The organism is Pseudomonas sp. ASL9, assembly GCF_056680335.1.
In genome coordinates this window covers 1,725,034-1,748,662 of the sequence record NZ_CM155277.1, presented here as the reverse complement: position 1 = coordinate 1,748,662, position 23,629 = coordinate 1,725,034, and the positions used below count along the sequence as shown (strand labels likewise).

General features: G+C 57.9%; 27 protein-coding genes and 1 pseudogene. 14 read left to right on the top strand and 14 right to left on the bottom strand.

From position 1 onward, the window contains the following. Positions 1-4 precede the first annotated feature (4 nt). Positions 5-1,114, top strand: coding sequence for a dihydrolipoamide acetyltransferase family protein (locus AC1ME2_RS08185; protein ID WP_480440327.1), 1,110 nt, complete (start codon positions 5-7; stop codon positions 1,112-1,114). Positions 1,115-1,148: 34 nt separating this feature from the next. On the opposite strand, the gene AC1ME2_RS08180 is transcribed toward AC1ME2_RS08185, so the two are convergent. Beyond that, positions 1,149-1,412, bottom strand: coding sequence for a YebG family protein (locus AC1ME2_RS08180; RefSeq protein WP_480440325.1), 264 nt, complete (start codon positions 1,410-1,412; stop codon positions 1,149-1,151). Positions 1,413-1,695: 283 nt separating this feature from the next. On the opposite strand from AC1ME2_RS08180, the gene AC1ME2_RS08175 reads away from it, so the two are divergent. From AC1ME2_RS08175 to AC1ME2_RS08160, 4 genes and pseudogenes are all read left to right on the top strand, one after another. Then, the gene (locus tag AC1ME2_RS08175) at positions 1,696-2,184 is read left to right on the top strand and encodes a phosphate-starvation-inducible protein PsiE (protein WP_480440324.1); all 489 of its coding nucleotides are present in this window, start codon (positions 1,696-1,698) and stop codon (positions 2,182-2,184) included. 118 nt (positions 2,185-2,302) lie between these two features. Beyond that, positions 2,303-2,530, top strand: coding sequence for a type II toxin-antitoxin system RelB family antitoxin (gene relB, locus AC1ME2_RS08170; protein WP_480440323.1), 228 nt, complete (start codon positions 2,303-2,305; stop codon positions 2,528-2,530). Further along, a complete protein-coding gene (locus tag AC1ME2_RS08165) occupies positions 2,514-2,780 on the top strand; it encodes a type II toxin-antitoxin system RelE family toxin (RefSeq protein ID WP_480440322.1) in 267 nt (88 codons plus the stop codon). The genes relB and AC1ME2_RS08165 overlap by 17 nt, the downstream gene beginning before the upstream one ends. A gap of 67 nt (positions 2,781-2,847) precedes the next feature. After that, positions 2,848-2,979, top strand: a pseudogene (locus AC1ME2_RS08160) (phosphate-starvation-inducible protein PsiE); the annotation flags it as partial. 81 nt (positions 2,980-3,060) lie between these two features. Here AC1ME2_RS08160 and AC1ME2_RS08155 read toward each other — a convergent pair. Next, on the bottom strand, positions 3,061-3,405 hold the full coding sequence (locus AC1ME2_RS08155) for a YXWGXW repeat-containing protein (protein ID WP_480440321.1): 345 nt from the start codon (positions 3,403-3,405) through the stop codon (positions 3,061-3,063). Between the two features lie 251 nt (positions 3,406-3,656). Between AC1ME2_RS08155 and AC1ME2_RS08150 the strand changes: the two genes are divergently transcribed. Continuing rightward, positions 3,657-5,195 (top strand): DUF1800 domain-containing protein, encoded by a 1,539-nt coding sequence (locus AC1ME2_RS08150; RefSeq protein WP_480440320.1) that lies wholly within the window; start codon positions 3,657-3,659, stop codon positions 5,193-5,195. Between the two features lie 73 nt (positions 5,196-5,268). After that, positions 5,269-6,462 (top strand): DUF1501 domain-containing protein, encoded by a 1,194-nt coding sequence (locus AC1ME2_RS08145; RefSeq protein WP_480440318.1) that lies wholly within the window; start codon positions 5,269-5,271, stop codon positions 6,460-6,462. Between the two features lie 18 nt (positions 6,463-6,480). Here the strand turns inward: AC1ME2_RS08145 and AC1ME2_RS08140 are convergent, their stop codons facing one another. The 4 genes from AC1ME2_RS08140 to AC1ME2_RS08125 form a co-directional block, all read right to left on the bottom strand. Beyond that, positions 6,481-6,810 carry a DUF3509 domain-containing protein gene (locus AC1ME2_RS08140; RefSeq protein ID WP_480440316.1) on the bottom strand — a complete coding sequence of 110 codons (330 nt, stop codon included), beginning with the start codon at positions 6,808-6,810 and terminating at the stop codon, positions 6,481-6,483. A 210-nt stretch (positions 6,811-7,020) separates the two neighbouring features. Further along, entirely contained in the window at positions 7,021-7,452 is a 432-nt protein-coding gene (locus tag AC1ME2_RS08135) for an HPF/RaiA family ribosome-associated protein (RefSeq protein ID WP_480440314.1), read from the bottom strand. A 621-nt stretch (positions 7,453-8,073) separates the two neighbouring features. After that, a complete protein-coding gene (locus AC1ME2_RS08130; RefSeq protein ID WP_480440312.1) occupies positions 8,074-9,099 on the bottom strand; it encodes an IS110 family RNA-guided transposase in 1,026 nt (341 codons plus the stop codon). Positions 9,100-9,292: 193 nt separating this feature from the next. After that, positions 9,293-10,168, bottom strand: a complete 876-nt coding sequence (locus AC1ME2_RS08125; RefSeq protein WP_480440308.1) for a helix-turn-helix domain-containing protein — start codon at positions 10,166-10,168, stop codon at positions 9,293-9,295. 134 nt (positions 10,169-10,302) lie between these two features. Between AC1ME2_RS08125 and AC1ME2_RS08120 the strand changes: the two genes are divergently transcribed. Next, the gene (locus AC1ME2_RS08120; RefSeq protein WP_480440305.1) at positions 10,303-11,217 is read left to right on the top strand and encodes a DMT family transporter; all 915 of its coding nucleotides are present in this window, start codon (positions 10,303-10,305) and stop codon (positions 11,215-11,217) included. Between the two features lie 4 nt (positions 11,218-11,221). Here AC1ME2_RS08120 and AC1ME2_RS08115 read toward each other — a convergent pair whose 3' ends face one another. After that, on the bottom strand, positions 11,222-12,196 hold the full coding sequence (locus AC1ME2_RS08115) for a 2-hydroxyacid dehydrogenase (protein WP_480440303.1): 975 nt from the start codon (positions 12,194-12,196) through the stop codon (positions 11,222-11,224). 111 nt (positions 12,197-12,307) lie between these two features. Further along, positions 12,308-13,255, bottom strand: coding sequence for a LysR family transcriptional regulator (locus tag AC1ME2_RS08110; RefSeq protein WP_480440301.1), 948 nt, complete (start codon positions 13,253-13,255; stop codon positions 12,308-12,310). Positions 13,256-13,438: 183 nt separating this feature from the next. Between AC1ME2_RS08110 and AC1ME2_RS08105 the strand changes: the two genes are divergently transcribed. From AC1ME2_RS08105 to AC1ME2_RS08090, 4 genes are read left to right on the top strand one after another with little or no spacing between them, the layout of a single operon-like run. Beyond that, a complete protein-coding gene (locus AC1ME2_RS08105) occupies positions 13,439-14,965 on the top strand; it encodes an efflux transporter outer membrane subunit (RefSeq protein ID WP_480440299.1) in 1,527 nt (508 codons plus the stop codon). Continuing rightward, the gene (locus AC1ME2_RS08100) at positions 14,962-17,157 is read left to right on the top strand and encodes an FUSC family protein (protein ID WP_480440297.1); all 2,196 of its coding nucleotides are present in this window, start codon (positions 14,962-14,964) and stop codon (positions 17,155-17,157) included. Before AC1ME2_RS08105 ends, AC1ME2_RS08100 begins: the two co-directional genes overlap by 4 nt. Then, a complete protein-coding gene (locus tag AC1ME2_RS08095) occupies positions 17,147-17,347 on the top strand; it encodes a DUF1656 domain-containing protein (protein WP_480440296.1) in 201 nt (66 codons plus the stop codon). The genes AC1ME2_RS08100 and AC1ME2_RS08095 overlap by 11 nt, the downstream gene beginning before the upstream one ends. 24 nt (positions 17,348-17,371) lie before the next feature. After that, positions 17,372-18,232, top strand: a complete 861-nt coding sequence (locus tag AC1ME2_RS08090) for an efflux RND transporter periplasmic adaptor subunit (RefSeq protein ID WP_480440294.1) — start codon at positions 17,372-17,374, stop codon at positions 18,230-18,232. A gap of 4 nt (positions 18,233-18,236) precedes the next feature. On the opposite strand, the gene AC1ME2_RS08085 is transcribed toward AC1ME2_RS08090, so the two are convergent. The 4 genes from AC1ME2_RS08085 to AC1ME2_RS08070 form a co-directional block, all read right to left on the bottom strand. After that, on the bottom strand, positions 18,237-18,761 hold the full coding sequence (locus AC1ME2_RS08085; RefSeq protein WP_480440293.1) for a DUF2867 domain-containing protein: 525 nt from the start codon (positions 18,759-18,761) through the stop codon (positions 18,237-18,239). After that, the gene (locus AC1ME2_RS08080) at positions 18,758-19,579 is read right to left on the bottom strand and encodes an SDR family oxidoreductase (RefSeq protein ID WP_480440291.1); all 822 of its coding nucleotides are present in this window, start codon (positions 19,577-19,579) and stop codon (positions 18,758-18,760) included. Before AC1ME2_RS08080 ends, AC1ME2_RS08085 begins: the two co-directional genes overlap by 4 nt. Before the next feature lie 18 nt (positions 19,580-19,597). Next, positions 19,598-20,062 (bottom strand): multidrug transporter, encoded by a 465-nt coding sequence (locus AC1ME2_RS08075; RefSeq protein WP_480440290.1) that lies wholly within the window; start codon positions 20,060-20,062, stop codon positions 19,598-19,600. A gap of 163 nt (positions 20,063-20,225) precedes the next feature. Then, on the bottom strand, positions 20,226-20,435 hold the full coding sequence (locus tag AC1ME2_RS08070; RefSeq protein ID WP_014336857.1) for a cold-shock protein: 210 nt from the start codon (positions 20,433-20,435) through the stop codon (positions 20,226-20,228). A 321-nt stretch (positions 20,436-20,756) separates the two neighbouring features. Here AC1ME2_RS08070 and dcd point away from each other — a divergent pair, with 321 nt between their 5' ends. Together dcd and AC1ME2_RS08060 are read left to right on the top strand one after the other, a co-directional pair. After that, positions 20,757-21,323: a dCTP deaminase gene (gene dcd / locus AC1ME2_RS08065; RefSeq protein WP_219064163.1), complete on the top strand. Its 567-nt coding sequence runs from the start codon at positions 20,757-20,759 to the stop codon at positions 21,321-21,323. A gap of 108 nt (positions 21,324-21,431) precedes the next feature. Next, positions 21,432-21,659: a hypothetical protein gene (locus AC1ME2_RS08060; protein WP_480440288.1), complete on the top strand. Its 228-nt coding sequence runs from the start codon at positions 21,432-21,434 to the stop codon at positions 21,657-21,659. A gap of 72 nt (positions 21,660-21,731) precedes the next feature. Here AC1ME2_RS08060 and AC1ME2_RS08055 read toward each other — a convergent pair whose 3' ends face one another. Together AC1ME2_RS08055 and AC1ME2_RS08050 are read right to left on the bottom strand one after the other, a co-directional pair. After that, a complete protein-coding gene (locus AC1ME2_RS08055; protein ID WP_480440286.1) occupies positions 21,732-22,496 on the bottom strand; it encodes an ABC transporter ATP-binding protein in 765 nt (254 codons plus the stop codon). Positions 22,497-22,508: 12 nt separating this feature from the next. Beyond that, the gene (locus AC1ME2_RS08050) at positions 22,509-23,627 is read right to left on the bottom strand and encodes a succinylglutamate desuccinylase/aspartoacylase family protein (RefSeq protein WP_480440284.1); all 1,119 of its coding nucleotides are present in this window, start codon (positions 23,625-23,627) and stop codon (positions 22,509-22,511) included. Between the last annotated feature and the right edge of the window lie 2 nt (positions 23,628-23,629).

Below are 23,629 nucleotides of genomic sequence, written 5' to 3'. Positions count from 1 at the left end.
AGTCATGAAATATTTCAAACTGCCTGATCTGGGCGAAGGTTTGCAGGAGGCCGAGATTGTCCGATGGCACGTCAAAGTCGGTGACGTGGTCAAGACCGATCAGTTGGTCGTGTCGGTGGAAACCGCCAAAGCCATTGTCGATATTCCTGCTCCATACGACGGCATCGTGGCGAAAACCTATGGCGGTGACGGCGATATTCTGCACGTCGGCGAGCCGCTGATGGCCTATGAAGGGGAGGGCGATGCGGGCACGGTAGTCGGACGTCTTGAAGGCGGCGGTAACAACCAGGACGATCAGTTTTTTGTGGGTGCGGCGCCGTCCACTCGCGAACACATGGCTTCTCGCGCTACACCTGCGGTGCGCCAATTTGCCCGGCAGTTGGGCGTAGAACTCAGTGGATTGAGTGGCTCTGGCCGCGAGGGCTTGATCACCCGCTCCGACGTCGAAGGCGCGGCGCAAGCCGAGTGCGATAAATTTGGCGGGGAAAAACTACACGGGGTGCGCCGTAGCATGGCGCTGAACATGGCCCGCTCCCATGCCGAAGTGGTGCCGGTGACGATCTTTGCTGACGCAGACTTACATCGATGGGGTCATGCCCGCGACCCCTTGATTCGTCTGGCCCAGGCCTTGGTGGTTGCCTGCACGGCGGAGCCAGTGCTCAATAGTTGGTTCGAGGGTAAATCCTTGTCGATCAAGCAGCATGAAACGCTCGACCTGGGGATTGCTATCGATACGCCTGACGGCTTGTTCGTGCCGGTGTTGCGCGATATTGGCAACCGTACGGCGATGGACTTGAAGGAGGGCATGGGCCGACTGCGTGCTGACGTCAAAGCGCGTTCTATACCACCCAAAGAAATGATGGGCGCTACCCTGACCCTGTCCAATTTCGGCACCTTGTTCGGTCGCTACGCCAACCCGGTGGTCATACCGCCACAAGTGGCGATTCTCGGTGCCGGTAGCATTCGTGACGAGCCCGTGGCCATGAACGGTAGGGTGGTGGTGCATCCGATATTGCCGCTGTCATTGACCTTCGATCATCGAGCAGTGACCGGCGGCGAAGCTGCGCGATTCTTCAAAGCGTTGGTGATGGCGCTGGAAAAACCGGAAGGGTGATTGACCGCGGTGTGCCGAACACACCGCATCAACGTCATTCTTCCAACGGCGCACTGAGCAGCTCGGACAATGCGTCTGGCTGGCTCTTAAACGCCTTGGCGAAGACGTCACGGTTTTTCGCCATGTAAATACCGGCCTCTTCCACTTGAGCCTCCGTCAGCGACGGCACTGCTCTTTGCAATACTTCGGCGAGCAATTCTGCCAGCTCGAGCATTTTGTCATGACGGTCAGCTTCGGCTTTATCCATGAACAAACGCTCCAGATCTCGGCTGCTGCGGTATACCACTTCGACGGACATTCACCACCTCACAGGCCTTTACGATAATGTGTCTTTAACGACTACTGTATTTTTATACAGCTAAAAGCATAAGCCAACCGATTCGATTTGGATAGTGGCATTTTTACCTTCCCGCGCATCGGAAGAGCGTCGGGATGTGTCTTGCGACAACCTGCCACGCTCTCACCCTAGACTTTGGCCCCCTTTCTGCTACAAAAAGCTGCTACAAAAAGCAGCGAATGGAAATGGGTCATGCGGACAGGTCAGTTTTTTTTAAAATCGAAGGGTTAGGGGATAAAAAAGAATGGAAACCAAATGGGCGGAAAAGCTGCGCGAAAACCTGCATTCCCACGCTGAGTCATTCGGGAATCTCTGCGTCGAAGGTTTCCACTTCATTGCGTTGTTCGCGATTGGCGGGATCACTGCCTGGGCCTCCGTGGTTGCGTTCCTGGGGATGATCGAAAAGGGAAATATCACGGTTGATGACATTCTGTTGCTCTTCATTTACCTGGAATTAGGGGCGATGACAGGGATTTACTTCAAGACCAACCATATGCCCGTGCGTTTTTTGATTTACGTCGCCATCACGGCACTCACCCGGCTGTTGATTTCGGATGTATCGCACCATGCGCCACCGGATCTGGGTGTGGTTTATCTCTCGGGCGCCATCCTCCTGCTCGCCTTTTCGATTCTGGTCGTGCGATATGCTTCGTCGCAGTTCCCGTCAGCGAAAATCCCTGACCCACACAGCAGCGTAAAAGGCGCCGTGATAGAGGAGAAAGGGGAGGTTTGACAGGCAGTCAGGAAATGCCCCGTCGAAACGGGGCATGGAGGTGTCAACCTTATTCAGGACGGGAATGCGTTATCTGTTGTGATACAGTGAATACACGTATCACATAGGAGGTTTAGACATGGCCACTTCCATTCGCCTGGCTCCCGAAACCGAGCAGCGCCTCGATTTTTTGGCGACCAGCACCGGGCGCACCAAAGCGTATTACCTGCGCGAACTCATCGACCATGGCCTGACTGACCTCGAGGATTACTACCTCGCGGCGGAAGTTTTGGAGCGTGTCCGCAAAGGTCAGGAAGCCGTGCATTCGGCAGCGGACGTAAGGAAAGACCTTGGTCTGGACGATTGATTACACCGACACGGCCAAGACGCAGTTGCGCAAGCTCGACAAGCAGGCGGCCAAGCGCATCCTCGACTTTATGGATGAGCGGGTTGCCGGTCGGGATGACCCGCGCAGCACGGGCAAGGCGCTCACCGGCCCGTTGGGTGGTTTGTGGCGTTATCGGGTTGGGGATTTTCGGGTGATTTGCGACATCCAGGACGACGTATTGCAGATTTTGGTGGTGCAACTGGGTAACCGCCGTGAGGTGTACCGGTAGTTGAGTCACTAACGAAATATTCAATGCAATAACTGAGTTGCACTCAGCTGCAACCGCCCTTCAAACGGGCGCCATCCTCTTACTCGCCTTTTCGATTCTGGTTGTGCGATACGCGTCATCAGAGTTCCTGTCAGCGAAAATCTCTGACCCCCACTGCAGCGTAAAAGGCGCAGTGATAGAGGAGAAAGGGGCGATTTGACAGGCGGTCAGGAAATGCCCCGTCGGAACGGGGCATGGATGTGTCAGTACACAGCTTCAGGTGTCGGGGACACGTTACGGATCAATTAGCCCAACCGCCAGCACGCAAGTGCCAACCATCACCCCTGCGCTCCCAGTGGGGATGCTCATAGCGATAGCCCGGACGTATTTGTTCCCAGTGGCCATGGGCGGCGACATAGCGCGCCCCGTCCCAGTGCCAATAACCGCGAGCCCAGACATAACCAGGTCGGCCGACCGGTTCCACTTCGACGATACGTTCTGGTGGCGGTTGCGGCGCGACAATTTCTACGTACTCTCGCTGCTGCACCGGACGCTCGACCACCACGCGTCGCTCATGGACCACTCGTTCTACGCAACCGGAAGCCACTACGACCATCGCTATCAGCGATACATAACGTAAAAACATGTTGCCTCCCTCGGGGTTGTTCGAATCAGGGTCAAACTACAACACTAAACACTTCACTTACAGTGGTTTTACCCGACCATTACATTTGGCAGTCTGCGGCACATGGACTGAAGTGAGCGGCTTGCCGGAGCATGAATATGCGCCCAACATGGCGCCTGACAAGCGCTTGATCATTAGCGTCGGGTCATGGAACAGGATGAATTACCGATACGATTCCTGGCGTCTCTTTCATCACTCGGAAGCCCTCCTGCATGCAAGTGCCCACTGTCGTTCAGCGCTCCTTGTGTCTGTTGGTTTGTCTCCTGATGTTTGCGCCTGGCGAGGCCGCGGCAAACGGACCTTCTCCCCTTAGCCCCAGCGATATTGCATGGCTGCGCCGGGACGGTTTCGATCTGGACGCGGCGAGCGTGGCGCGCTTTCGGTCAATGGGTCGCTCGGGCCTGCTGGAAGCTCAGTTGACCGATCGTGTTGCTGATCCGCTCCCTCCGGCCATTGCGACGCTGCTTCACCGTTACCCGGTGCTGATGACGTCGCTCGAATCGTCGTTACGCGCAAACAAGGACGCGCAGGAACAGATCAAGGCGATGCCTGACGGTGACGCGAAGGTGGACGCCAGGAAGGCCTGGCAGCAGCAAGCCAACGCAATCGGGGACCAGGCGCGGGAGATCTTCCTGCTGCGAGCCGTCTATGGGCCGAACCAGCTCAAGGAACAGTTGGTAGGGTTCTGGCTCAACCATTTCAGCGTGTATTTGGGCAAAGGGCGTGTGCGCTTGATGGTGGCAGATTACGAAGAGCACGTGATCCGCCCGCATGCGCTGGGTAAGTTCAAAGACCTGGTGATGGCGACGCTCAAAAGCCCGGCGATGCTTGAGTTTTTAGACAATGCCCAAAACGCGCAAGGCAAGGTCAATGAAAACTACGCGCGTGAACTGATGGAATTGCACACGCTCGGAGTGGGGTCGGGCTACACGCAGCAAGACGTGCAACAGTTGGCCTTGATTCTTACCGGCGCCGGCCTCGTCCCGCTGGATGGCCGAGTGCAAAAGTTTCCGCCACGGATTGAGTCGTTGGTGGTGCGTGAGGGTGTGTTCGAGTTCAACCCCAAGCGCCACGACTTTAGCGATAAGGTCTTGCTCGGGCACGCGATCAAAGGAGTGGGCTTTGATGAAATCACCCAGGCCGTTGACCTGATCACTCGCCAGAAAGCCTGCGCACAGTTCATTTCGCGTCAACTGGCCAACTATTTCGTGGCTGATAATCCGCCTCAAGCCCTTGTGGATCGGATGACCAACACCTTCCAGCGCAGCGATGGCGACATCAGCCAAGTGATGCGCACGATGTTTGAGTCCAAGGAACTTCTTCAGAGCGCTGGCTCCAAGTTCAAGGACCCCCTTCAGTTTGTGGTGTCGTCGGTTCGACTCGCCTATGACGGCAAGCCGGTTGCCAATGCGAAACCGATGGTCAACTGGCTTAACCAGATGGGCGAGCCGGTGTTCGGGCGTGTGACGCCGGATGGCTGGCCGCTGAATGCTATTGGGTGGTCGAGCTCGGGACAGCTGTCCAAGCGGTTTGAGATTGCACGGGTTATCGGCAGGGGCAACAACCGGCTGTTCACACCTGAAGGCAGCCCTACCGAGGGTATTGGGTTTCCGATGATCACCACCCGGCTCTTCTACGATGCGATTGCCCCGACCCTCTCCGCTAACACAAGAAGTGCCTTGGACCAGGCGGCGTCGCAGCAGGAATGGAACACGTTTCTACTGGCTTCACCCGATTTCAACAGCCGATAGCGCGACGGCTACAAGCGCTTGGCTTGCGTCGAATTGAACTGCGTCACGATCCACCGTGTAATGAGGTGCTGTCATGAATCGTCGAGAATTTCTTTTAGCGTCCGCTGCGGCCGCCATGCTTCCAGCGCTCTCGTTCTCCGGCACGTTATTCGCCGCGCCCCCCTCGACACCGCGGACTCTTATTGTGTTCTTGCGCGGAGGCTACGACTGCAACAACTTGCTCATCCCTTACACCAGCGATTTTTATTACGCGTCACGCCCGACGCTGGCAATCGCTAAGCCCGACCCGAACAACGTCAACAGTGCCATTGCGCTCGATGCACACTGGGGCCTCAACCCGGTTCTACGCGATTCGATTTATCCGTTGTGGCAACGCAAACAGATCGCCTTCGTCCCGTTTGCCGGCACTGACGACCTGTCACGCAGCCACTTCGAGACCCAAGACAACATAGAGTCCGGCGAGCCGACCCAGCAGCGCAGTTATAATTCAGGCTTCCTCGCTCGCTTATCCCGCTTAGTCCCCGGTAGCTCGCCGATTGCTTTTACGGATGCGTTGCCGCTGAGTTTTCAGGGTGGCAAGGACATTCCGAACATCTCGTTGCGCGGCGTCTCCAAGCCAGCGTTCGATGACCGGCAATCAGCCATTCTGGCTGGGATGTACAAAGGGACTTCGCTCGCTGCGGCTGCATCCGATGGTCTTGAGCTGCGTCAGGTGGTGTCCAGGGACCTTCAAGACGAAATGATCCGTGCAAATCGCGGTGCGCCGAATGCGCAGAGTTTTGCCGCCCAAACCCAACGCATGGCGACGCTGATGCGTGATCAGTATCGGCTCGGCTTTGTAGATGTTGGCGGCTGGGATACCCACGTTAACCAAGGCAGCACGACCGGGGTGTTGGCCAACAACTTGAACAACCTGGGGCAGGGTTTGGCGGCCTATGCCGATGCACTCGGTGACGAATGGAATAACACCACCGTGGTGGTGGTGTCGGAGTTCGGTCGTACCTTTAGAGAGAACGGCGACAAGGGCACCGATCACGGTCATGGCACCGTGTACTGGGTGCTGGGCGGTAAGGTTCGCGGCGGACGGATCGTCGGTGAGCAGGTCGCCGTGAATCAGCAAACCTTGCTGCAAAACCGTGATTATCCGGTGCTCAATAACTATCGCGACCTGCTCGGTGGGCTACTGGGGCGCACGTGGGGACTGTCTGGCACGCAACTGCAGTCGGTATTTCCTGGCGCCCGCCCTAATGCGCTGGATCTGATTTAAACGAGCGCTGACGCGGTCTTAAATGCGGTGCCCTGGATGGGGTTGATTGCCCAGCCAGTTCTTGCGTGGCACATGCAGTTGATTGAGGCTATCGCTGTCGGTCATGGCGGTGAGGATATCCACGGCACTGTGGCCATGCTCAATCGCAATACCGAATTGCACGCTTTCGATCAGGCGGCGCAGACGTTTGGGTTCGTTGCGTTGTGCGGCGCTGATCAAGCGTTTGGCAACGACTCCGGTTTCATTGGACAAGGTCAGCATGATGCTGCCGTCGAGGTTCTGGATGCTCAGGTTGACCCTGTATTGAGACTGGAAGGCGTCGGTGATGAGTTGAAAAGGGTTGTTCATGGCCTGTTACCTAGTCAAGAGGTCTGTCTAAGTTGACCGCCTGTGGTTGGGTTAAGTTCGCGGCGCTGGATCGGTGGTCTGCATGGATTTGCGGCACTGGATCAAACCGTCGTCATAACGAAGAAGGGCGGACCTGTCTACACAGGCCCGCCCTTCTTCTAGTTTGTTGCCTCAATGGTAAGAGGTACAAAAACCACTCGCGTCGTCGGATCAGCTGAGTAGCGCTTCATCTTTTTCGAGTTCTTTCTCTAAAAACTCTTCCTGAAGCAGGGCGTCCGGGTTTTCTGCCCTTTCGTTCAGAGCGCCTTCTGTTACAGGTGCGCCCGCACGTTTGTCACGTATTTTGCCGAACAGATGCTCAAGGGCGTGATTGAGTTTTTCCGCCGCGCCTTCCACTGCCCTGTCCAATGTATCGGCTTTGTGGGTGACTGAGATCGGTTGGTGTCCTTTTGGCCGGGCTTCCATCTGGCAGCGTTTGTCATGCGGGCCAGGCTTGTCGCCATTTTCGTCGCGGAGATGGACTTCGACGCGAGTCAGATCTTCTTCGTAACGTTCGAGCGTGCTCTCAACGGTGGTACGTACCCACTCCTCCAGTCGGACACTGTTTTCGATGTGGTTATCGCTATTGACCTGGATTTGCATAGTTTTTCCCTTACTTAGGCTTGCTCACATGAGATCTGACGGTTTCGCTCGGGGAGTTCAAACCATTCGCCTCTCACCCTCAGTGTTGGCGCCGATGAGGAAACAATTCAAGCCCTTTGTGCACAGAAATATTTTGACGTGGAAAAAATCAGGGGTGGCAGGCCGGGATTAGACCATCAGCGACGGGCTTTGGCGCAAGGTCCGTACTGATTTTATGTAGAAGGCCCCTGTCTTCGACGCTGCGCTGTCGCGCAGCAAACTGAATCCTGGAGCTGCCGAAGGCTGCGATAGGCCGGGGTCGCGGGCGACCGGCACGACCTTCAGCGGTCTCAAGAAAGCGACCGGTTCCCGGTCGCTCGCAGCCTTCGGCAGCTCCTACATCTATGGTTACCCCCTTTTCTGCAATACTAAATCCGATGCATGGTTGGCTTGCGGTCATCTATTCGGCGTCTGAGCTTATGCCCGCGCCTCGATGAAAATCGCGCCTGACGGTCCTCATTAGAGTTACGGCTTCAAGAGCCGCGTAGGAGCCCAGGATCTCCGTCAGGCCGGTTGGCCGTTCATGTCATCTGTTATTCAGCATCGCAAAACCAGGTGGGTGGTGCTTGGGTGACAGCAGGGTCAGGCGTCCATAGCGCTTGGCCCTGCATCGAATTCACTGTGGTGTGCGGCTATTGCCCAGGCGATACGTGCCAGTTTGTTGGCCAAGGCGCAAACCACCTTGTTTGGATGGCTTCGGCTCAGCAACTGGCGGACCCAGTCCGCCAGTGGGCCCGTCCGTCGATCCAGCGTTATCAAATAGACTCGAGCACCCTGGACAAATAGACGCCTTTGATTTCTATCACCGCGCTTGCTGATCCCCAGCAATACCTGCTTGCCGCCGGTGCTGTGTTGCTTGGGTACAAGCCCTATCGAGGCGGCATAGTCACGCCCACATTTGAACTGATGACCGTCGCCCAACTCTGCAGCCACGACGGTGGCGGTGATCGGGCCGACGCACGGAATCGTCATTAACCGGCGGGCCAGATCATCGTCAGCGGCTTGGCGTTCGACTTGATGGTCCATCGCCTTGACCTTTTGGTCCAGGTAAGTGAAGTGGCTATGCAGGTCCATTAGCAACGTTTTGATTAGCCCAGAGAAGTCGCAGGTTTCGAGTAATACCGGCAATTCCCTGATGGCTTTGAAACTGGGAGTCAAACCGATACCGACTTCCAGAAGCGCGGCGTGGATGCGGTTGACGGTGGCGGTGCGATCCTTGATGAACGAGTCGCGCACGATATTGAGCAGGGCCAAAGCTTGCTGCGCTTCAGACTTGGGTGCGACAAATCGCATGCTGCCCCGGCTGGCGGCGTCGCAAATGCCTTCAGCATCAGCGAAGTCATTTTTGTTGCTTTTGACATAGGGGTGCACATGGTGCGGTGCAATCAGCTTGGGTTCATGCCCGAATCTGATCATCTCCCGAGCCATGAAGTGAGCCCCACCGCACGCTTCCATCGCGACAGTGCACGGTGGAAGATTGGCAAAGTATTTGGGATAGGTTGCGCGGCTGAGCTTTCTGCGTTGAAGCTCGCGCCCTTGGTTATCGTGAGCAACTACATGAAAGCTCTGTTTTCCCAGATCAATGCTGACAATCGCTGCGTGGTTCATGGAAATGATCTCCGTTAAATACCCAGTGAAAGCTTAGTGGGCGTTCCACTGGGTAGGCGGGGGTAACCATTTCATTAGAGTCAGTGTTTTGCTGAAAAATTTGTGTGATTTATGCTTTATTTTTCAATTACTTACAGGTTGTTTGATAAGAGATGCCGAAGGGTCAATATTCCTCTGCGAAGGCGTCGATCAATTACCGGATAAACGCCAGCCGATATTCCCCCGGCGTCGCGCCCATTGCCTGCCGAAAACGATTGTTGAAGTGACTCGCACTGGCAAAACCACATGCCATGGCGATATCACCGAAGGGGTGGTTGCTGGTGCGCAGCAGATGCCGGGCGTGGGCCAGGCGGCGGGCGAGCAGGTATTGATGGGGCGGCAGGCCGAAGCTTTCACGGAACATGCGCGCGAAGTGGTATTCGGACAGCGCGCATTGCCCCGCCAGTTGGCCAAGGCTGAGAGGATCAGCCAGGCGGTGCTCGATGCAGTCGACCAGTTGCCGCCGCAGGTGTGGGGCCAGCCCGCCTTTGAGGCGTAGACCTTCGCGCTGGCCAACCTGACTGAGCAGGGCATGGTTGAGCATTTCGTGGGCCAGGCTGCTGGTCAGCAGGCGTTCGCCGGGTTCGCTCCAGTTGAGTTGGATCAACTGGCGAAAACGCAGCACTTGTTCGGGGTCGTCGATGAAAGTGCTTTCGCGCAGTTGCAACTCGCGCGGCTCACGGTCCAGCAGGGTGACGCAGCCCAGCGCGAATTGCTCGGGGCTGACGTACAAATGCGCCAGACGGATCTCACCATTGATCACCCAGGCTGATTCATGGCCGGCAGGCAATACGCACAATTTCCCCGGCCCGCCTTTGTCATTGGGCTGGTCGCGGCGAAAGGTCCCGGTGCCACCTTCGATGTAGCAGGACAGCGTGTGGTGGCTCGGCGCCTGGTACTCCTGCGCATCGTGCCGGTTGTTCCAGAGGGCCGCGACCATGCCGTCACCCAGGCCCGCGCTTTGTTCCAGACGAGCGTTGGGCGAGCTGTTCAGGGCTTGAAAGACTTGGATGGTTTCCAGTGGCTGCATAACGCGTTCTCTCCGATTCGCATCCTACTCCGTAGCACCCGAGCTGCCAGCCTCCCCGTGATTAAATGCGCAAGATTGTGCAAGTCGACGCTCACGCAAAACGCCAGACTGAGGCTTCATTCAGGAGCCCAACGATGAACATATCGCTTTATTTACTCACCGTTTTGATCTGGGGCACGACCTGGATCGCTCTGAAATTACAGCTCGGCGTCGTGGCGATTCCGGTGTCGATCGTCTATCGCTTCGGCTTCGCGGCGTTGGTGTTGTTCGTCATTCTGCTGTTGAGCGGGCGTCTGCAAAAGGTTAATCGGCGTGGCCAGCTTATTTGCCTCGCCCAGGGACTGTGCCTGTTTTGCATCAATTTCATGTGCTTCTACACCGCCAGTCAGTGGATCCCCAGCGGCCTGATCGCAGTGGTGTTCTCCACCTCGACCCTGTGGAACGCACTGAATGCACGGATTTTTTTTCGCCAGAAAGTCGCGCGCAATGTGCTGGCCGGTGGGGCGTTGGGGCTGGTCGGTCTGGCGTGTCTGTTCTGGCCTGAACTGGCCGGGCGTACGGCCAGCCACGAAACCTTGCTCGGTCTGGGCCTGGCGCTGCTTGGCACCCTGTGTTTCTCCGCCGGTAATCTGTTGTCCAGTCTGCAACAAAAGGCCGGCTTACGACCCTTGACCACCAATGCCTGGGGCATGCTCTACGGTGCGGCAATGCTCAGCGTGTATTGCCTGCTCAGCAGCACGCCGTTCAGCTTCGAATGGAACACGCGCTACATCGGTTCACTGGTGTATTTGGTGATTGCTGGCTCAGTCATCGGCTTTACCGCTTACCTGACGCTGGTCGGACGCATGGGGCCGGAACGCGCTGCGTATTGCACTGTACTGTTCCCGGTGGTCGCGCTGAATATCTCGGCGTTCGCCGAAGGCTACCAATGGACACTGCCCGCGTTGATGGGGCTGGTGTTGGTGATGCTGGGGAATGTGTTGGTGTTTCGTAAGCCAAAGATGCCTGCCGTTAACCCTGCCAATAGCGGCAACGGCAAGCTGGCCTAAGGGTTTAGCCCTTCCACACCTGTGGATTCACCAGGTCCTGCGGCCGGTCACCCAACAACGCGCTGCGCAGGTTCTGGTAGGCGCGATCGGCCATGGCCTGCCGTGTCTCGTGGGTGGCGGAGCCGATGTGCGGCAGGGTGACGGCGTTGCTCAACTGGAACAGCGGTGATTCGGCCAGCGGTTCTTTTTCGTACACATCCAGACCTGCTCCACGAAGAGTGCCTTTCTGCAGGGCTTCGATCAGCGCCGGTTCGTCGACCACCGGGCCACGAGAGATGTTGATCAGGATCGCGCTCGACTTCATCAGCGCCAGTTCGCGGGTGCTGATCAGGTGTTTGGTCTTTTCGCTCAACGGCACCACGAGGCAGACGAAGTCGGATTCAGCCAGCAATTGATCGAGACTGCGGTACTGCGCGCCCATTTCCTGTTCCAGCGAGGTCTTGCGACTGTTGCCGCTGTACAGAATCGGCATGTTGAAACCGAAATGGCCACGGCGGGCGATGGCAGCACCGATGTTGCCCATGCCGACGATGCCCAGGGTCTTGCCGTGCACGTCGGTGCCGAAATGCGAGGCTTCGACCGTGCGTTTCCACTGCCCAGCCTTGGTCCAAGCGTCCAGTTCGGCAACGCGTCGGGCGCTGCTCATGAGCAGCGCGAAGGCCAGGTCGGCGGTGCTTTCGGTCAATACATCCGGGGTATTGGTGAGCATGATGCCGCGCTCGTTGAAATAGCCCAGCTCGTAATTGTCGTAGCCCACTGAGATGCTCGACACCACTTCCAGCTTGATGGCGCTGTGCAATTGTTCGCGGCTCAGCATGCGGCCCGCGCCGATCAGGCCGTGGGCGTGCGGCAGCGCGTCATTGAACTGCGCGTTCATATCGCCAAGCTTGGGGTCGGGTACGATCACGTTGAAATCTTGCTGCAGGCGCTCGGCCATTTCGGGCGACACGCGGCTGAAGGCAAGTACGGTCTTTTTCATCAGGCAGATACTCTCGGACGTTCGAATGGTCAGTGCGTAGCACGCTAACATTCTTGCCCGTCCCTGGGCATCTGGTTCTTTCGAGGGCGCTCTTCTGGCGAGCCGTGCGGGTCAGACGATGTTCATCAAATCGTGGGTCTTCAAGTCGGCTTCATGGGCGGCCAGAATCTCTGGCAATGAGCCGCGCAGGTATTCGACCCAGGTCCTGATTTTCGCATCCAGGTACTGGCGCGAGGGGTAGATGGCGTACAGGTTCAGTTCCTGCGAGCGGTAGTTGGGCAATACCCGCACCAGCGTGCCATTACGCAATCCTTCGATGGCGGAGTAAATCGGCAAAATCCCGACACCCATGCCGCTGCAGATGGCGGTTTTCATGGCATCGGCCGAATTGACCAGGAAGGGCGAGGTGACGATGGTAACCATCTCCTGACCTTCAGGACCATCGAACAACCACTTCTCCAGTGGAATCACCGGACTCACCAGGCGCAGACACGCATGGTTGAGCAGGTCTTGGGGCTTTTGCGCAGCACCGAAGGCTTTGACGTAGGCTGGCGAAGCGCAAACGATGCTGTAGGTGATCCCCAGGCGCTGGGAAACGAAACCCGAATCGGGCAACTCGCTGGCCAGGACAATGGAGACGTCGTAACCCTCATTGAGCAGATCAGGCGCGCGGTTGGCCATGGTCAGGTCGAAGGTCACGTCCGGGTGATGCTTGCGATAACGGGCAATGGCATCGATCACGTAATGCTGGCCGACGCCGGTCATCGAATGGACTTTCAGCTGTCCTGCCGGTCGGGCATGTGCATCGCTGGCTTCGGCTTCGGCTTCTTCGACGTACCCGAGGATCTGTTCACAGCGCAACAGGTAGCGTTTGCCCGCTTCGGTGAGGGCAATGCGACGAGTGGTGCGATTGAGTAATCGGGTTTGCAGGTGAGCTTCAAGATTTGAGACGGCACGCGATACGTTGGCGGTGGTGGTATCGAGCTGCACTGCTGCGGCAGTGAAGCTTCCCGCTTGCGCTACGGAACTGAAAGCGCGCATGTTTTGCAGGGTATCCATTGGCAGTTCTCTGGTGAGATCGGCAAAGTGTGACATGAAGTAACAGTCGCGTGTGAGCCAGACCAATGGATTATCGCTCGTTCGGTAACAAAGAATCACACTTCCCTCGGCTTATCGCCGCTTTGAGCGCCGCCTAGAATTGCTGTATTCACGCTATTTCACCTAAGTCGGGAACTCGCAGCTGTGCCGCGTCGCATGATCAGAGGGCTTAAGCTCCTCAGTGTTTTGTCTTTATCCTTGGCAATAGGCGGCTGCATCGGGACTGGGGGGATTGCTCCTCAAGACCACTCTTTGCCAGCCAACGCCCTGGCCACGGATGAAGCGATCCAAAGTGCTGCAAAAGATGCTCATTGGCCCGCCGCCCAGTGGTGGCGTGCTTACAGTGATGAGCAACTTAACCGCTGGATCGAGCTTGCCGCCCAAGGCAGTCCGAGCCTGGCCATGGCCGCCGCCCGTGTGCGTCAGGCCAAAGCGATGGCCGGTATCGCCGAGTCCGCCGAATCGCTGCATATCAATGGCGACTCCACCCTCAAACGTCATAACTGGCCTACCGATCAGTTCTACGGTCCTGGCGCGCTGGCGAACACCAGCACTTGGGATAACAATGCGTCGCTGGGTCTGAGTTACTCCCTCGACCTGTGGGGTCAGGAAAGCAATACCACCGAACAGGCGCTTGATCTGGCGCACATGAGTGTCGCCGAGTCACGGCTGGCGCAACTCGAGCTGCAGAACAACATCGTCCGTGCCTATATTCAGTTGTCGTTGAACTTTGCCCAGCGCGATATCGTTGAGGCGACGCTGGCCCAACAACAGCAGATTCTCGATCTGGCACAACGCCGCCTGAGTGGCGGGATCGGCACCCACTTAGAAGTCAGCCAGGCCGAAACACCGCTGCCGGAAACCCATCGGCAAATCGATGCGCTGGACGAGGCCATTGACCTGAGCCGTAATCAGCTCGCAGCGCTGGCGGGCAAGGGGCCGGGGGAGGGCGCGAAGTTGCAGCGGCCAACGCTGTCGTTGCAGGTCGCTTTAAAACTGCCGTCGGCGCTGCCGGCTGAACTGCTCGGGCAGCGCCCGGATGTGGTCGCCAGCCGCTGGAGGGTCGCAGCCCAGGCGCGTGGCATTGATGTCGCACATGCCGGCTTCTACCCTAACGTCGATCTGGTCGGCAGCCTGGGTTACATGGCCACCGGTGGCGGCATGCTGTCGTTCCTGGCCGGCAAGAAACTCAACTACAGCGTTGGCCCGGCTATCAGCTTGCCGATCTTCGATGGCGGGCGTTTGCGCTCGGAGCTGGGTGAAGCGGCGGCCGGTTATGACGTGGCCGTGGCGCAGTACAACCAGACGCTGATCAATGCGCTCAAAGACATCTCTGATCAATTGATCCGTCGTGCCTCGATGGACAAGCAGCAAGTGTTCACCGCTGAGTCGGTGGCGTCGGCGCAGAAGACGTATGACATTGCCTTAGTCGCCTACAAACGCGGTCTGACCGATTACCTGAATGTGCTCAATGCCCAGACCTTGTTGTTTCATCAGCAGGAGATTCAGCAGCAGGTTCAGGCTGCACGCCTGACCGCTCATGCCGCGTTGGTGGTTGCGCTGGGTGGCGGCTTGTCGGCAGGTGCTGATTCACCCGACGAGAACAAGACCGCGCCCAGCAAACCCTCTGCGGCCCTTGCCGCGTACGATCACATGATTAGCCGGCCATGACCCAACTGTTTGCACCACTGCGCTGGCTGGGCTCGTTGGAATGGCGCCGCAGTTTCTTTGAATGGGCGCGCAGCGATGGCGTGACCTGGGTCTATATCTTCAAGGTGCTGTTCGCCGCATTCTTGACTTTATGGCTGGCCATGCGCCTGGAGTTGCCGCAGCCCCGCACTGCGATGATCACCGTGTTTATTGTGATGCAGCGGCAAAACGGACAAGTCCTGGCCAAAAGTTTCTATCGCTTTCTGGGGACGTTGACCGGTTCGGCGGTGATGGTGGCTCTGATTGCCCTGTTCGCCCAGGACACTGAGTTGTTCCTTGTCAGCCTGGCGATCTGGGTGGGCATTTGTTCTGCCGGTGCGGCACGTAACCGCAACTTTCGAGCCTATGGCTTTGTTCTCGCGGGCTATACCGCAGCAATGGTCGGCCTGCCTGCCCTGGCGCACCCGGACGGGGCGTTCATGGCCGCCATGTGGCGGGTGCTGGAAATTTCATTGGGCATTCTGTGCTCGACGCTGGTCAGTGTCGCGATCTTGCCGCAGACCGCCAGCGCGGCGATGCGTAACGCGCTGTACCTGCGCTTCGGCGTGTTCGCCGGGTTCGTGGCTCATGGTTTGCGGGTGGGCAATGAGTCGGGCGCATTCGAGGCCGGTAATGTGCGCTTCATTGCTGAAGCGATCGGCCTGGAAGGGTTGCGCAGTGTCACCGTGTTCGAAGACCCGCACATGCGCCGCCGCAACGGCCGGCTCAATCGCCTGAACAGTGAGTTCATGGCCATTACCACGCGCTTCAATGCCTTGCACCAACTGCTCGGACGCTTGCGCAGCCGGGAGGTGGTTCAGGTGATTGGGGCCATTGAGCCTGGGTTGATGGCACTGGCCGATTTGCTTGAACCGTTTTCCGGGCGTCCCTTGACCGATGCCGACGCCGCGCGATTGGCCGAGCGATTGGCGGCTTTTAAAGAGGGACTGCCGGAGCACGTGCGCAGCCTGCGTGCGGCGCTGGTCGAGACTCAACCCGCAGAGGCTGACCTGCTGGATTTTCACACCGCCTATGAGCTGCTGTATCGTTTTGTCGATGACATGCACGGTTACGCTCAGACCCACGCCTCGCTGGCCGATCACAACCATGCCCGTGAACAGTGGGATGAGCCGTTTACCTCACAAACGAACTGGATGGCGGCCCTCGCCGCCGGTGTTCGAGCCTCGTTCGTCCTTCTGGTGTTGGGCAGCTATTGGGTCGCCACCGCCTGGCCGAGTGGCGCCGTCATGACCTTGGTCGCCGCCGCCACCATTGGCCTTTCGGCCTCGTCGGCGAACCCTAAGCGCATGGCCTTTCAGATGGCTTGCGGTACGTTTCTGGGAGCCATATTTGGCTTTATAGAGATGTTTTTCGTGTACCCGTTTATCGATGGTTTCCCCTTGCTGTGTCTGGTTCTGGCCCCGGTGTTGGTGCTGGGTTCGTTTCTCTCCTCGCGGCCGCAATTGGCAGGCTATGGCTTGGGATTATTGATATTTTTCAGTACCGGCTCGGTGCCTGACAACCTGACGATCTACAACCCCTATGGGTTTATCAACGACTACATCGGGATGGTTCTCGGCATGCTGGTCTGCGCGGCGGCAGGCGCAATCATCATGCCGCCCAACAGTCGCTGGATGTGGAGCCGGCTTGAGCAGGACTTGCGTCAGCAGGTATTGTTCGCCATCAGTGCGCCGTTGCGCGGTTTAGGCTCAAGCTTCGAAAGCCGTACCCGCGACCTGCTGCATCAAGCCTATGGCCTGGCGGCAGGGCAGCCTGAGGTTCAACGCAATCTGTTGCGCTGGATGTTCGTGGTGCTTGAAGTCGGTCATGCCATCATCGAGTTGCGTCGTGAGCAATCCGTCATGCCGGTGCACTCATGCTATGCCGAATCGCAGTCCTGGCGCCTGGCAATCCGGGTGATGGGGCGTTCGCTGGTGCGCTTATTCCTGCTACCCAATCACAGTAACCTGGAGCGTGCCCTGATCGCCGTCGACCATGCCATCAGTCGTGTGCAGGGTACTGACGAACCCTTTGCCCGACACTTCGACACCTCGGTATTGCGGCGAGTCCAGAGTTACCTGCACTTTATCCGGACTTCGCTGCTCGACCCGCAATCTCCCCTGGCCGCGTATGCTCCGTTACGCAAGCCGCAAGGACTGATCCATGCCTCGTGAAATCGCCCTGCACGGCGTCTATATGCCGACCATGACTTTGATGTTCCTGATCGCGGCGGTCCTTGCCTGGACGCTGGGTAGGCTCTTGTCCGGGTTTGATTTGTATCGGCTCTTCTGGCATCCGGCGCTCCTGCGTCTGTGCGTGTTTACCTGCATCTTTGGCGCTTTGGCGCTCACTGTTTACCGTTGATGCACTTTTGTTGAGAACCCCTGGATGAAAAAGCTCTTCAGTCTGACTGCTACCTTGCTGGTTCTGGCCATGGCTCTTTGGATTGGTCGCACTCTGTGGATCAACTACATGGACACGCCATGGACCCGCGATGGCCGGGTGCGCGCCGATGTGATCAACGTGGCTGCCGATGTCTCCGGGGTTGTAGTGGATGTGCCGGTGCGCGACAACCAACAGGTGAAAAAGGGCGACGTGCTGATGCAGATCGACCCAGAGCATTACCAGCTCGCCGTCAAACAGGCGCAGGCGTTAGTGGCTTCGCGCAAGTCAACGTGGGAGATGCGCAAGCTCAATGCCAAGCGCCGCGCAGACATGGATAGCCTGGTGATCTCCAGCGAAAACCGTGACGATGCGAGCAATATCGCCAACTCGGCGCTGGCCGACTATGAGCTCGCCCAAGCGGAACTGGACGCGGCTGAGCTCAACCTCAAACGCACCCAGGTGTTGTCTGCTGTTGATGGCTATGTCACCAACCTCAACGTGCACCGCGGCGACTATGCGCGGATCGGCGATGCAAAAATGGCCGTGGTCGATATGAACTCATTCTGGGTCTACGGCTTCTTCGAAGAGAACAAGCTCCCGCACATTCGCGTGGGTGATCTGGCCGATATGCAATTGATGAGCGGCGAAGTGCTTAAAGGCCATGTCGAAAGCATCGCCCGTGGCATCTACGACCGGGACAACCCGCAAAGCCGCGAACTGACCGCCGATGTTAACCCGACCTTCAACTGGGTGCGCCTGGCCCAACGTGTGCCCGTGCGCATCCACCTGGATAAAGTGCCGGACGATGTGGTGTTGGCGGCGGGGATTACCTGCACAGTGATTGTTAATCCGCAGGACCACTGATTATCTATTTGCGCGCCGTCAGCGTGCGTAGGTAACGGCGCAACGAGGCCCTCACGATGACCTTGTGCGCCGGCGCCACGAACAGCATGTAGAGGCGCCCCAGCCAATTGTGGTTGTGCACCACGGTGGCCACGGTCAACTCGCAGTCGTGCGTTGCGTGCTGACGGTAGATCGACACCTTCACCGTCAGGTGCTTGTCCGCGTCGCCGAGGATGACTTCATTCTCAGCCAGATATAGCAGCGTAAAAATCCCCACCCGATCCCCTATGCGGTAGTCCTCGACGGCTTTATCCCTGCGAATATTTCTCATCCCGCCCAGGTCTTTCAGGCCCAGCAGGACGACAATCCGATTGCGACACAGCATCAAGAAGTCGATCCATTTCGGCGTCGAGCCCAGCACCTGCGTCGCCAGTGTCAACATCGAGTCATCACCGGCGGGCGTCAAGATCTGGTAGGCGTCGCAGTAGCTCGCGTCTTGACTGTCCGGGTAAATGTGGCTGGCCTCGAGCGGTTCGGTGGCGCGGATCATAGCTGCACATCCAGACCAAAGCGCTTGCGTAATTGCTTGTCCAGCAGGCCCTTGGGCAGCAACCAGGCCATCAGTGGCATGGCGCGGCTGCCATTACCCAATCGCAGCAAACGGGGCGGATTGTCTTGCTTCACCGCCCTGAGCAGGTCGCGGGCGAAGTCGCTGGCGGGGGTCGGGTTGCCTTGTGATGCTCTGGCACGGGCGCGAATGGCTTCGCGCAGCGGCCACCAGGGCGAGGACTCCCCGATCAACAGTTCGGCTTCGCGGCTGGCATTATTGGCAAAGCTGGAGGCGATGGCGCCGGGCTGGACTTCCATCAGCTTGATACCGAATGGCGCGAGCTCCAGACGCAGGGCATCGCTGAGCGCATGCACGGCGGCTTTAGAGGCGCAATAAGCGCCCGCAAATGGCGTGACCAGGACCCCGGAGACGCTGCCTATATTGACCACCATTCCCTTGCTGCGGCGCAACAATGGGAACAGCGCACGGGTGACACCGACCACCGCGAACACATTGGTGTCGAACTGCCGCCGCATGGCGTCCACGCCGCCATCAAGCAAAGGCCCCATGGCGCCGTAGCCAGCGTTGTTGATCAGCACGTCGAGGCCACCGTGTTGCTCGATCTGAGCGGCCAATCGCTCAAGGGCCGCGCCATCGTTGACGTCCAGTTCCACAGCGGTAAAGCCGGCTGCGTTCAGCGCGGCGACGTCTTCGGTTTTGCGGGCCGTGGCCCATACGTGATAGTCAGCGGCTTTGAACGCGTCCGCCAGCGCACGGCCAATGCCGCTGGAGCAGCCAGTGATAAGAGCGATGGGCATGTTTTTTCCTTAATGGACCTAGTCCGAGAAACTACCTTGTAAGTGCTCGGCACGAAACTCTACGGTTTGTGCGCGGTAACCGGGACGCAGCGGTGGCAGCGGCAAGCAATCTTGCCAGTCACCACCGGCCTGCAATTCGCCAGGGCCGCGATAGCGAGGTGCCGCGTAGGCGTTATCCGCCAGATTGACCGTATCCCCCGGCATATAAGCAGCAATACGCCAATGCAGGGTAAGCAGCGGCACATCATTGCCGTTATGTAGCTGGATCTGCAACGGACGGTCGGGTGGGCAGTGTTGCGGCAAATAGTTGAGTCGCAACTCCAGATGCTCCAACTGCCGCGTTTCGCGACTATCCTGCCACACTACCCACATTGCCACGGCCCCCAGACCCAGCAGTGCAGCCAGTGACACCAGGAGCGCCTTGGTCGGGTAACGCAATAGCAGAATCAGCCAGGTGAGGATGAGCAGAATGCCGATCAGCATGGACGAGCACCTTGGTTAAGCAGATGCAGGCATCGTAGCGTTCGCTTCAGGTTTTGTATTGCTGTCGCGAAGAGTCCGTCCGGACACCGCTGGTTATTTTGCAACGGGCATAAAAAAGCCCCGCTTTTGAGGGCGGGGCTTCTTTTAAGCGATTCAGTACAAGTTAGATAACTTGAACTTCTTCAGCTTGCATACCTTTCTGACCGCGGGTAGCGACGAAAGAAACCTGTTGGCCTTCTTTCAGGCTTTTGAAGCCGTCGGATTGGATAGCTTTGAAGTGAACGAACAAGTCGTCACCGGATTGTGGAGTGATGAAGCCGAAGCCTTTTTCATCGTTGAACCACTTAACGGTACCAGTTTGGCGATTAGACATGGTGTATCTCCTTGGACAAAGTTAACTGCGACGCAGGAAGAACCCTGGCCGAGACTGAGTGCAAAGAGCAGGAAAAATTCTTGGAGATGGTTGGATCGAAATTCAACATCGTGTAGAGATTCTCAGTGACACAAGCAACACAGTGACGTCACCTTATCTGGTTTTTCGAGAAGTGCCAATGCCTTGTTCAGGATTATTTCTTCTCATTGCTAAAAGAGGGGGTCGAATCGATGGCTGTGACCTCTAGAATCTTTGAACCCGGCGGCCCGGCCCGGTAAGATGCCCAACATATTTTTCCACCTCGCTATTCAGGACACTGCCATGAGCATCAAATCGGACAAGTGGATTCGCCGCATGGCACTAGAGCACGGCATGATCGAGCCCTTTGTGGAGCGCCAGGTACGCGGTGAAGGCGCTAACCGCCTGATCTCCTACGGTGTGTCCAGCTACGGCTACGACGTGCGGTGTGCGGCTGAATTCAAGGTGTTCACCAACATCAATTCGGCGACCGTCGATCCAAAGAATTTCGATGAAAAAAGCTTCGTCGACGTGACCAGCGATGTCTGCATTATCCCGCCGAACTCGTTTGCGTTGGCGCGCACGGTCGAATATTTTCGCATTCCCCGTAATGTGCTGACCATCTGTCTGGGCAAAAGTACTTATGCCCGTTGCGGAATCATCGTTAACGTAACGCCGCTCGAGCCTGAGTGGGAAGGTCACGTGACATTGGAGTTTTCCAATACCACTACCTTGCCAGCGAAGATCTACGCCAATGAAGGCGTGGCCCAGATGCTGTTTCTGGAGTCTGATGAGGAGTGCGAAATCTCTTATAAGGATCGTGGCGGCAAGTATCAGGGTCAGCGCGGCGTGACGTTGCCGCGCACTTGATGTGCCGTTGATCCGGCGCTCGGGGAATTAGTGGTCATTTTGGCACTCTATTGACTGGACTGTTCCCTCTCGCGCCGAGCGAGCGGAGTCGACACTCAGGAGTGCCCTATGACGTCAATTTCGAAACGCATCGTCCCCGCCGCAGACAGCGAATACAACCACGTGGGCCTGCTGGCGTGGTCGTTGCTCGCGTATCCCCAGATCAACAGGGTCGGCGGCATTCCCGGCCAGCCAGACCCCGACACACCCAACGAGCAGCCTGGCGAACCTACTGAGCCCACTGAGCCTGGTGTGCCAACGCTTCCAGATGAGGCGCCACCCAAGCCCGTCGTTTGAATGCGCCGGCGCCAGAACGTGGTGAGTGGCGTGTGTATTCGGTTCGACTACCGCGTGAAAGGACCTTTCTCGCTATTTCAAATTCCCGCTCAAAAACTGCCGCAGCCGATCACTTTGTGGGCTGCCCAGTACATCGTCAGGATGCCCCTGTTCTTCAACCAGCCCTTTGTGCAGGAACATCACCTGATTCGAGACTTTGCGGGCGAAGCTCATTTCGTGGGTGACCATGATCATGGTGCGGCCTTCTTCGGCCAGGCCTTGAATCACTTTGAGTACTTCGCCGACCAGCTCCGGGTCCAGGGCTGAGGTGGGTTCGTCGAACAGCATTACTTCCGGTTCCATCGCCAACGCGCGGGCAATTGCAACGCGCTGTTGTTGGCCGCCTGAGAGGAAAGCCGGGTATTGCTCCGCCACGCGTGCCGGCAGGCCAACTTTATCCAGGTATTTGCGCGCGCGCTCTTCGGCTTCACGTTTGGATACGCCCAGCACGCGGCGCGGGGCCATGCTGACGTTCTCCAGCACGGTCATGTGGCTCCACAGATTGAAATGCTGGAACACCATTGCCAGGCGAGTACGGATGCGTTGCAGCTCTGAGGGGTCGGTGACGTGCATGCCATGCCTGCCTTTGGTCATGTGCACGGGCTGGCCGTCCAGGGTCATGGCGCCCTCATCGGGGGTTTCAAGAAAGTTGATGCAGCGCAAAAAGGTACTTTTGCCCGAGCCGCTGGCGCCGATCAGGCTGATGACGTCGCCCGTGTTGGCTTTGAGTGATACGCCTTTGAGTACTTCGTTGTCGCCATAGCATTTGTGCAGGCCATCAATGGTCAGTTTGTACATGCCGTGCAGTCCTTAAGGAGAGAGCAGGTAACCGCTACGGTAGGCTTCGGTGCCTGCGACGTGAGCGATGACCATGCCGGCGGTCGCCATGCGCCGCAAAGAGCGGGCATACAACAAGCCGGAATTGAGAGTGTGGATCGGCGTTACCTGATCGCTGATGGGATCGATGATTTCGGCGATCTGCTGCCCGGCTTCCAGAAACTCACCGGGTTGGGCGCAGAACACCAGCAGGCCGCCGACCGGCGTTGCGACCGGTTCGACACCGGCGAGCGGCGTTGCCGGGTACAACAACTCTGGCTGGGGTGTCGGATCTCCGGCGATCACGCCGTGCTGCATCAAGTAGTTGATCAGTGCCTGACAATCGCGGCTGGCCAGGGCGTGATTGACGTCGCCTTGGCCGCGCAACTCCAGGGTCACCGAAAAGCTGCCCATGGGAATCGCAAAATGCGCGCCGAAGCGCTGCTGCAACTGCCACCAAAGCAGGGTGAAGCATTCATCGAACGACTGTCCGCCGGAATCGGTCGCCAGCAGGCTGGCCTGAGCGCCGAGGTAGCGCGACAGCGCTTCGACCTGTGGCCAAGCGTCGGGAGTGGTGTACAGATGCTCCACCGCTTCGAAGTCGCAATGCAGGTCCAGCACCATGTCGGCATCGCAGGCCAGGCGCTGCAGGGTCAACCGCTGGGATTGCAACTGCGTGTTGACGACCTGAGCGGACAGTGCCGTGCGCAGACTACTGCGGATCAGTTCAAGGTTGTGCTGCGGATCATTATTGAGCCGCGCTTCGACATCGTCGCCCACCTGCAGGCTTAAGTCGACAAACCAGCGATTGAAGTTCTGCCCGCTTTCCAGCTCGTATCGACCCAGCGGGATGTCCATCACCACTTGTTCCAGGCCAATGGGGTTGGCGACAGGGACGACGACGATTTCGCCTAGCAGCAGACCGGCATTTTCCAGCTCGGCCAGGCGCTGCTTCAGGTACCAGGCCACCAGCATGCCGGGCAATTCGTCCGCGTGCAGGGACGCCTGGATATAGACCTTGCGGCCACTGTTTTCTGGGCCGTAGTGAAAGCTGTGGATCTGTCGTGCGGTTCCAGGCAGCGGGGCGAGCAGATCGTGCGTGTTATGGCGCATGT